Consider the following 10,276-nt stretch of genomic DNA (forward strand, 5'->3'; position numbering starts at 1 on the left):
TAACCGATAAAAAACAAATAATTACTGATGAAACTTCTGAATATGATAAAGCGAATCTGCCTGCTATGTTTATTAACCTGTTTTTGTGTGAATGTTTCGGCACAGGGTTATTTCAATGTATTGAAATATGGCGCAAAGAACGACAGTAGTAAAATTGCTACCCTTGCGATTGGTAAAGCGATTGATGCTGCGGCGAAAAACGGTGGAGGCACTGTATATTTTCCAGCAGGAAAATATCTGACAGGTCCTATACATTTGAAAAGCAATATTATCATCCTCATTGATGCCGGAGCTGAACTACATTTCAGTGATAATTTTGACGATTACCTGCCTATGGTATCCAGCCGCTGGGAAGGAACTGATGTGATGAACTTTTCCCCTCTTTTTTATGGTGACCAGCTGGAGAATATTTCAATCATGGGAAGAGGATTAATTGACGGACATGGTAAAAAATGGTGGGCTTATTCCGAAGTGCATGTGAAAAAATCACCTGGATCAAAATGGCAGGATGAGTTCAAACGCCTGAACCAGAATGTACTGGCACCAGACCTTCCCGGATGGATTGAAAGAGGATTTCTTCGCCCTCCTTTTATTCAGTTCATGAATTGTAAAAATGTACTTATTGAAGGGATAACGATCCGTAATTCTCCTTTCTGGACAGTGAATCCGGAGTTCTGTGAAAATGTGACCATTAAAGGCATCACCATAAATAATCCACCCTCACCCAATACAGATGGGATCAATCCGGAATCCTGCAAATATGTGCATATTTCCGACTGCCATATTACAGTGGGTGATGATTGTATCACCATCAAGTCAGGAAAAGACAGGGCAGGCAGAAAAATGGCTGTGCCGGCACAGAATTATACCATTACCAACTGTACGATGTTATCTGGTCATGGTGGCGTTGTGATCGGAAGTGAAATGTCGGGCGGCGTGAAAAAAATTGCCATATCCAACTGTATTTTTGATGGAACAGACCGGGGAATAAGAATCAAAACTGCCAGGGGACGTGGTGGTGTGGTAGAAGATATCAGGGTGGATAATATCATTATGAAAAACATCAGGGACCAGGCTATTGTATTGGATATGCAATATGCCAAAACAACGCCAGAACCTGTATCAGAACGTACACCCGCTTTCAGGAATATCCATTTCAGCAATATTACCGGACAGGTAAAACAAGCAGGTTACCTCAATGGCCTGGCGGAAATGCCTATTGAAAACATCACTTTCAATGATATAAATATTGATGCCAGGTCAGGTTTTTTAATTAAAGAAGCCGGTAAAATTGAATTTCATAACGTCCAGGTGAATACAGAGGTGGGACCGTCAATAACCGCTGAAAATGTAAAACAGATTATAGTTGATGGCTTGCTGAACTATAAACCGCTACCGGAAGTTCCTGTGATAAGTTTTAAAAACGTTGCCGATGCTTACCTGACCAATGTTTCTCCCTTTGTAGAAACGGATATATTTTTAGCGGTGGAAGGTGAAAATACAAAGAACATCGTTGTTCAGAACAATAATTTCCGTCAGGTGAGTAACCCGGTGATGTTAAAACCTGAAGTTCCTGTTGCTGCTGTCGTACAGTTCGGCAATCAGACTAAAACTAAACGTTAGTGCCTTGAAAACGGATATACGGAATACTGTTTTAGCTGCAGGCTTGTTTTTACTGGCAGGTATGATCAGTACCCCTGTGGTTCTGGGACAAACAAAAAAGCAGGGGCTACAGGATGATGTTTTATGGTATACTGCCGCTGCAGTAAAATGGACGGATGCGATTCCACTGGGAAATGGTCGTCTGGGTGCGATGGTTTTTGGAGGGATCAATCGGGACCGGATACAGTTTAATGAAGAGAGTTTGTGGACAGGGGAACCGCGTGAGTACGATCATCCAGGTGCTGCGGTGTACCTGCCTGAAATCCGCAGGTTGCTTTCAGAAAATAAACAGGCGGAGGCAGAACGTTTAGCAGATGAGAAATTCATGGGACTGCAAAGCAAGGCAGGTAATAAAAAGAAATGGTTTGATGACATGAGGGCGGGTAAGGGCATAACAGGCAATCCCTCATTAGCAGTTTATGATGATAGCAAATGGAAGACTATACAAGTGCCCTCTTATGAAGGATGGGAAATTGTTGGCCTGGAAGGTATGGATGGCGCTGTCTGGTTCAGAACAACATTTGTCTTGCCAGCCAATTTTAACAGCAGCAGTTCAAAAAAGGAAAAGCCCGGGAGCGGAGAAATTGCAAATAGTAAAGCGGACTGGATGATCGATCTAAACAGGATCAGAAATCACGATTTCACTTATATCAATGGACATCTTGTTGGAACTACCGAAGGAAATGAGCCGAGGAAGTACGGTATTCCTTATCAATTCCTAAAGCCGGGCAAAAATGTATTGTCCATCCAGGTGCTCAATTATTTCGATAAGGGAGGAATTGCAGGGTATAAAGATACTACAAAACATATTTCGGTCTATCCTGTGAATGGGACTCCCGCAAAGGCCATTTCTTTAAATGGAAAATGGAAATATAAAGTACAAAATGATGAACCACCGGCTGTTCCGCATTTTCAGGCAGATTATCAACCTTTTGGTGATCTCGTCCTGGACTTTGGGAATCATCAAACGAATAAAGAGCAGAACTACAGAAGGGATCTTTCGCTGGGAACGGCAATCTCTACCACCCGCTACACAGTAGGGGATGTTCATTATACCAGAGAATATTTTATCAGTCAACCCGGACAGGTGATTGTTGTACACCTCAAGGCAGACCAGCCTGGAAAAATTAACTTCTCCGCAACACTGAAAAGTCCGCATAAAAATACCCATTTCCGGAAAATTGATAATTATACCATCGCAATGGGCGTAAAAGTCAGGGATGGAGCCTTAAAAGGGGAAAGTTACCTGAGTGCAAAGGTGACAAAGGGCAAAGTTGTCCTGGAGAAAGGGAAAATTGTGATTAGTGGAGCCAATGAAGTGACTTTGTATTTGGCTGCCGGCACTAATTTCATTAATTATAAGGAGGTTTCGGGAAACCCTGACCTGATCTGTCAGCGGGCAATGTCCGGGATAAACAATAAGACCTATGCCGAAGTTAAAGCTGAACATTTACGGGAGTACCAGCCCTACTATAATACCTTTTCTATACGTCTGGGAAACAAAAACAGGCAGGGTATGACTCATCCTGACAGCAGTACAACGCTGATTGGTCGGCAAAAGCCTACTGATAAAAGACTGGAAGATTTTAAAAATGGGAATGATCCTTCTTTTGCTGCCTTATACCTGCAGTATGGAAGATATTTATTGATTTCAAGCTCCAGACCAGGAAGCAAACCTGCCAATCTGCAGGGGATCTGGAATGAACAGCTCTCTCCATCATGGGGAAGTAAGTACACCACTAACATTAATTTACAGATGAATTACTGGCCAAGTGAGGTGCTTAACCTTTCCCCGATGCATGAGCCCTTGTTTAACATGGCTGATGATCTTGCGGAAAGGGGGCGTCAGACCGCAAAAACTCATTATGGTGCGTCGGGTTGGGTACTTCATCACAATACCGATATCTGGATGGCAACTGCGCCGATCAACTCTTCCACTCATGGGATTTGGGTTACAGGTGCAGCCTGGCTAGCAACAGATTTGTGGGAACATTATCTTTTTAGTCAGGATAAACATTTTTTGGCTACAAGGGCATACCCACTGATGAAGTCGGCCGCCACCTTCTTTAACGACTTTCTGGTGAAGGATCCTAAAACAGGATGGCTGATCAGTACACCTTCCAATTCTCCGGAAAATGGGGGACTTGTAGCCGGACCAACGATGGACCATCAGATTATCCGTACTTTATTTAAAGCTTGTATCGAGGCGGCAGAAATTCTTCAGGTAGATACTGCTTTCAGCAAAGTGCTGCAAAAGAAATACCATGAAATTGCACCCAATCAGATTGGAAAATACCAGCAATTGCAGGAATGGCTGGAGGACAAGGACGATCCTGAAAACAAACACCGTCATGTATCGCATTTATGGGGTGTACATCCGGGAAATGATATCACCTGGGAGGATCAGCCTGAATTCATGAAAGCTGCGCGTCAATCTCTTATTTACAGGGGAGATGAAGGTACAGGATGGAGTCTTGCCTGGAAAATTAACTTCTGGGCCAGGTTTAAAGAGGGCGACCATGCCATGAAAATGATTAAAATGTTGCTGAGTCCGGTAGGAGAAAGTGGGGGCAGTTATGCCAATCTCTTTGATGCCCATCCCCCTTTCCAGATTGATGGAAATTTTGGGGGTGCCGCAGGAATTGCCGAAATGTTGCTGCAAAGCCATACCAGGTACATCGATCTGTTACCAGCATTGCCGGCAGATTTCTCTTCAGGTGAAGTCGACGGAATATGTGCCCGTGGTGGCTTCGTGATCCGTATGAAATGGGAAAACACCGAACTGAAAAGCCTGCAGGTGATATCTAAGGCAGGCAATAACTGCCATTTACGGTACAAAGGAATGGAGAAGAATATACCGACAAAAGCGGGTGGGGTATACACCTTTGATAAAGAATTGAATATTCAACAGACTAAAATCTGACAGAGAATTGAGCTTGATGAACAGAAAAAATAATTTGGCCGGACAGGGGACGTGGGCTGAGAAGAAACAGGTGTGTGAAAGGCAGATGGTATTGGTGTTATTACTGATACCACTGCTTTTAAATACGGCAGTACTCATGGCACAGACACCGGTTAGGACCACTATTGAGCTGAACAGGGACTGGAAAAGTGTTGCTGATGATGAACACCAGCACGCCTTTGAGGGCTTCGAAAAGCCAAATTTCGACGATACCAAATGGGCGAAGGTACATATTCCGCATACCTGGGATCAGTATGAGGGATACAGACGTTTGCTTGCAGGAAACAGACATGGTTATGCATGGTACAGAAAGACTTTCAGGTTAAGTCAGAAAGAAACCGGCAAAACTAGCGGAAGGAACCAAGACGGAGAAAAAAGATATTTCCTTTTTTTTGAGGGAGTAGGATCTTATGCCACAGTATTCCTCAATGGGGTTCAAGTTGGGGAACATGCAGGAGGCAGGACCACCTTTACCATTGACGTGACCAAAAATATACGGTTAAACAATCAGCCAAATGTATTGAGTGTCAGAGCTGACCATCCCAAAAATATACAGGATTTAGCCTGGGTTGACGGCGGAAGTTCTACGGAGCGCGGTTTCTCGGAAGGGTCACAGCCCATGGGAATTTTCAGGCCTGTGAGTTTACTGATCACCAATAGTGTGAAGGTGGAACCTTTTGGTATCCACATCTGGAATGACAACAATATCTCTAAAGAATCTGCTTTACTACAGTTGAACGCTACGATCCGGAACTACGGACAGCGGCCCAGGCAAGTGACAGTTTATAACCGGTTGCTGGATAGTGCCGGAAACCTGGTCAAAGCGGTAAAAAACAACATCAAAATACCGGCAGGAGGTACGGTGAACAGCCTGCAAAATCTGCAGGTAAACCGGCCGCAGTTATGGTCAGTCAGACGCCCATACCTGTATACCTTATCCACTCAGATCCTTGAAAACAATAAAATTATAGACGATATTAAAACACCTTATGGGATTCGATGGATCAGCTGGCCAATTGCTGAAGCCCTCAACAAAAAGCAATTTCTGCTCAACGGCGAACCTTTATTTATCAATGGTGTAGCTGAATATGAGCACCTCATCGGTAACAGTCATGCTTTTAGTGCTGAACAGGTCAGGTCCAGGGTAATGCAGATTAAAGAAGCTGGATTCAATGCCTTTAGGGATGCCCACCAGCCACACAACCTCCGTTATCAGGAATATTGGGATCAATTGGGGATACTGAGCTGGACACAGCTGGCTGCGCATATCTGGTATGACACACCGGAATTCCGGGCAAACTTCAAAACCAGTTTACGGGAATGGGTAAAAGAAAGAAGAAACAGTCCTTCGGTTGTCTTGTGGGGGCTCGAAAATGAAAGCACCTTACCTGAAGATTTTGCCAGGGAGTGCACCGAAATTATCAGGGAAATGGATCCCACAGCCTCTTCTCAGCGTAAAGTCACGACCTGTAACGGAGGAAAAGGAACGGACTGGGATGTGCCACAAAACTGGACGGGCACTTATGGCGGCGACCCGCTCGATTATGCGAAAGATGTGGAAAGGCAGGTGCTCATTGGGGAGTATGGGGCCTGGAGAACACTGGATCTGCATACTGAAGGACCTTTTCTTCAGAATGGGCCTAACAGCGAAAACCGGATGGCGCAATTGATGGAAACAAAGATCAGGCTGGCAGAACAGGCTAAAGATAAAACTGCCGGACATTTCTTCTGGTTATTCAATTCCCATGACAATCCGGGACGGGTGCAGGGAGGGGAAGGATTCAGGGAGCTCGACCGTGTAGGACCCGTGAATTATAAAGGTCTGCTTACACCATGGGAAGAGCCATTGGATGTATATTATCTTTTCAGGGCCAATTATGCTCCAAAAAGCACTGCACCAATGGTCTACATTGTATCTCATACCTGGCCGGAAAGATGGCTTCAGACAGGCCTGAAAGACAGCATCACGGTGTATTCCAACTGCGATGAAGTAGAGTTGTTCAATGATGTAGACGGACTTTCACTGGGCAAGAGAAAAAGAAACGGAATCGGTACCCACTTTCAGTGGGACAATGTCCAGGTCAGGTATAATGTTTTGCATGCTGTAGGATATGTAAATGGAAAGGCTGTTGCCAAGGATGATATTGTGCTGAACTACCTGGAACAATCGCCAAACTTTAAGTCGTTTTATAAAGATGCTGTTGCACTGGTACCTGAAAAAGGCTATAAATATCTGTACAGGGTAAATGCTGGAGGGCCTGACTATACAGATACACAAGGTAATTTATGGATGGCCGACCGGCAGCGTACCAATAAGGACAGTTGGGGTTCAACATCCTGGGCGGCTGATTTTCCGGGGACACCTGCTTATTTTGCGAGCCAGAGACGAACCTTTGACCCTATAAAGGGAACTACAGACTGGAAATTATTCCAGACCTTCCGTTATGGGCGCAACAAACTCAGGTTTGATTTTCCTGTTCCGGATGGGGAATACCTGGTTGAATTATATTTTACAGAACCCTGGTTAGGTACCGGTGGTGGAATGGACTGTACAGGATGGCGCTTATTCGATGTTGCGGTAAATGAGCAGGTGGTTCTTCATGACCTGGACATCTGGAAAGAAGCAGGACATGATGCTGCCCTGAAAAAAACAATCAAGCTGAGGGTAACAGGAGGAACTTTGTCCCTTTCATTCCCTGAAGTGAAGTCGGGACAGGCGTTGATTTCTGCAATTGCTATAGCCAGCACGGATACTGCTGTTCAGGCAGCTCCCGCATCATCCTTAATTGTAGAGAAGGCTGAGATCAATGAACAGTTGTATCCAAAAGGAATTTTAAAATCATGGATGGATATAGGGGAGGATTTCAGTGTCCTGCCACCGGAACTTTTTGGTGCGCTGTGGTTCGATCATACCACTGTGGCTAATCTTCATCCTACTGAAGCCCTGCGAAAAATCGCATTTACCCCAAAAGAAGAAGCTGTGGTTTACATGGCTGTGGAAAAACAATCGTCTCGGGCACTGACCTGGCTCAGCAGTTTTGAGGATACACAAACTGCTATCCGTAATGCGAAGGGTGAATATTTAAATGTCTATAAAAAAAGATATCAAAAGGGTGAAAAAATAACTTTCGAAGGCTTCAGGAAGGATTTGTCCTTTGTAATGGCAGTTACACCCCTCAGCGGGCTGGCACCAGCATATGATTTAAAATCAGCAACCAATTATACTGCTGTCAAAGCTTTTGAAGCTTCTAAAGGAGTCGTTAAACAGACACTTATGGGAAAAGAACGGTTAACTTTCAGTCAGAATGAAGGAAGCGAGATTGTTTTTAATGTACATGTTGGTGTAGCTGATACCTATTCACTCACCTTAAAATACCACAATGCATCGGAGAAAAATGTGAGTGCTACCATTGAAGTGGCGGCATTGGATGGAACAATCATGAAAAAGGAGGAAAAGCTCATTCTTGCTCCCACGAAAGAAGGAAAATGGAATTATGTGAATACCAATACTGGAACCATGATCAATGCAGGAAGCTATATCATCCGCCTCAAAAGCATAGATGCGATCCATGTCAGTATAGATGGAATTGAGGTGCAATAATCTTTGTGACAATTCACTGATAGACTATTTCAAAAGTAGTTTTACATTTGCTTAACGCTGTTAGATTATTTACACCATAACAGATTCCCCATGGGTAGCAAAGAAAGAATTCAAAGAGGTAAGGAAGAAACAAGGGTCAATATCCTTGATGCAGCTTTAGAAATTGTCAACGAAGATGGTTGGCAGGCATTGAGTATGCGTAAGATTGCCGATAAGATCGAATACACTGCTCCTATAATTTATGAGTATTTTGATAACAAGGAAGGTATTCTGTTAGAGCTGACCCGCAAAGGAAATATTGAGTTGTTACGGGAATTCAAAAAAGCAAAAGCTGCGAATGAGTTGCCGGAAAAACAACTGGAAGCGATGTGGATTGCCTACTGGGATTATGCCTTCGCTAACCAGCCGATGTATAAACTGATGTTTGGTGTGGATACAAACTGCTGTGAATGTGCACAGGCAATTCCTGAAGCTGTTGCTGCAAAGAAACTGGTGATGGATACCATTGCTGAAGTGATGGTTGGAAATAATCCTTCAGAGGAAGTAACCTGTAGGAAATACTTTACTTTCTTTTCTATTATCCACGGATTGATTTCTATCAACCTGGTACAAAAAGGTACCTATGATGAAATGAACCAACGGATACTCAGGGAAGCTATCCACGGAATTATTAAATCCATTAACGACTAAACTTTTTTTTATGGAGTACTTAACGCTGTTAAATTATTTATACACTATAACTTTTACCTACAGAAACAAGGCCATCAAGTCTATTAAACATCCTGCGTTTTTTTTGCCCGATCATCTAACGCTGTTAAATAAACTATTCACGTTAAAACACCACTCTTCTCTACAATAATATATCTATTTTTTTATCTACACACTTAACACTGTTAAACAATTTATTGACGTTATGAAAACAACACTATTACTCATCGCCATACTCTTCGCCGCATGTTCAGGCGATAAACAGCAGCTTCAAACTGCTGCGGTACAGTCCCTCCCCGTAATTTCCCTCGCAAGCAGTGTGGAAACTACATTCATTGAATATCCTGCTTCTATACAGGGAGCTGTGGACCTGGAAATTCGTCCCCAGATCTCAGGTGTGCTGGATAAAATTTTTGTCAGTGAAGGCGCATTGGTCAGCGCAGGGCAACCTTTGTTCAAAATCAATGAGCTGCCGTTCCGCGAAGCGCTCAATAATGCAAAAGCTTCACTCCATGCGGCACAGGCAGCCGTGATCAACGCCAGACTGGAAGTCGATAAATTAACGCCACTGGTGAAAAACAAAGTGGTTTCAGATTTTCAGCTGAAAAGTGCGGATGCAGCCCTGCAGGTTGCAGAAGCCAATGCAGAACAAGCCACAGCAGCAGTAGCATCAGCAAAAATTAATCTGGGATATACACTGATCAAAGCTCCGGTAGCTGGTTATGTAGGCCGTATGCCTAAAAAACAGGGTAGTCTTGTTTCTTTGAATGAAGCGATCCCACTGACACAGCTTTCCAATACTACAGAAGTCCATGTGTATTTCTCCTTAGGTGAAGACGATTTCATCAACTTCAATGCGAAATACCCTGGGAAGACAGTCGCAGAGCGGTTAAAAAAGCTGCCTGGAGTATCCTTAATTCTGGCAGACAATACCATTTACGGAGAGCAGGGTAAAGTAGATATGGTTGACGGACAGTTTGATAAACAGACAGGCTCCATTGCTTTAAGGGCAACGTTTCCTAATGCCGAAGGACTACTGAGATCAGGAAACACCGGGAAGATCAGGTTAAGCCTGCAGCATGACCATGCCATCCTGGTTCCACAATCTTCAACCGTTGAAGTTCAGGACAAAACATTTGTGTTTACTGTTGACGCCAGCAATAAGGTGAGTAAACAACCTATTACCATTCAGGGAACAAGTGGAGTCAATTACCTGATCAAAGACGGACTGAAAGCCGGTGACAGGATTGTTTTCGATGGCATCGACAAGCTAAAAGAGGGGGATACCATTCAACCTGAAAAATTAAAAGAAGAAACAGTTAAAACTGCATCAAGATAATCTA

Annotated in this window: 5 protein-coding genes; all 5 read left to right on the forward strand. The window is 43.7% G+C overall.

What is annotated here, in order from left to right; genetic code table 11:
* The first annotated feature begins 87 nt into the window (after positions 1–87).
* Positions 88–1,623 carry a glycoside hydrolase family 28 protein gene (locus tag ACSBL2_RS07855; RefSeq protein ID WP_442591130.1) on the forward strand — a complete coding sequence of 512 codons (1,536 nt, stop codon included), beginning with the start codon at positions 88–90 and terminating at the stop codon, positions 1,621–1,623.
* Between the two features lie 4 nt (positions 1,624–1,627).
* The gene (locus ACSBL2_RS07860; RefSeq protein ID WP_442591131.1) at positions 1,628–4,585 is read left to right on the forward strand and encodes a glycosyl hydrolase family 95 catalytic domain-containing protein; all 2,958 of its coding nucleotides are present in this window, start codon (positions 1,628–1,630) and stop codon (positions 4,583–4,585) included.
* 16 nt (positions 4,586–4,601) lie between these two features.
* On the forward strand, positions 4,602–8,225 hold the full coding sequence (locus ACSBL2_RS07865; protein ID WP_442591132.1) for a malectin domain-containing carbohydrate-binding protein: 3,624 nt from the start codon (positions 4,602–4,604) through the stop codon (positions 8,223–8,225).
* Between the two features lie 90 nt (positions 8,226–8,315).
* On the forward strand, positions 8,316–8,915 hold the full coding sequence (locus ACSBL2_RS07870; protein ID WP_442591133.1) for a TetR/AcrR family transcriptional regulator: 600 nt from the start codon (positions 8,316–8,318) through the stop codon (positions 8,913–8,915).
* A gap of 223 nt (positions 8,916–9,138) precedes the next feature.
* Positions 9,139–10,272: an efflux RND transporter periplasmic adaptor subunit gene (locus ACSBL2_RS07875; protein ID WP_442591134.1), complete on the forward strand. Its 1,134-nt coding sequence runs from the start codon at positions 9,139–9,141 to the stop codon at positions 10,270–10,272.
* The last annotated feature ends 4 nt before the right edge of the window (positions 10,273–10,276 follow it).

It is taken from the genome of Pedobacter sp. AW31-3R (genome assembly GCF_052180285.1).
In the GTDB taxonomy this organism is placed as follows: domain Bacteria; phylum Bacteroidota; class Bacteroidia; order Sphingobacteriales; family Sphingobacteriaceae; genus Pedobacter.

Bases quoted from the DNA above. Each gene is read 5' to 3' on its own strand.
- ACSBL2_RS07865 (WP_442591132.1), top strand. From the start codon at position 4,602: ATGAACAGAAAAAATAATTTGGCCGGACAGGGGACGTGGGCTGAGAAG.
- ACSBL2_RS07870 (WP_442591133.1), top strand. From the start codon at position 8,316: ATGGGTAGCAAAGAAAGAATTCAAAGAGGTAAGGAAGAAACAAGGGTC.
- ACSBL2_RS07875 (WP_442591134.1), top strand. From the start codon at position 9,139: ATGAAAACAACACTATTACTCATCGCCATACTCTTCGCCGCATGTTCA.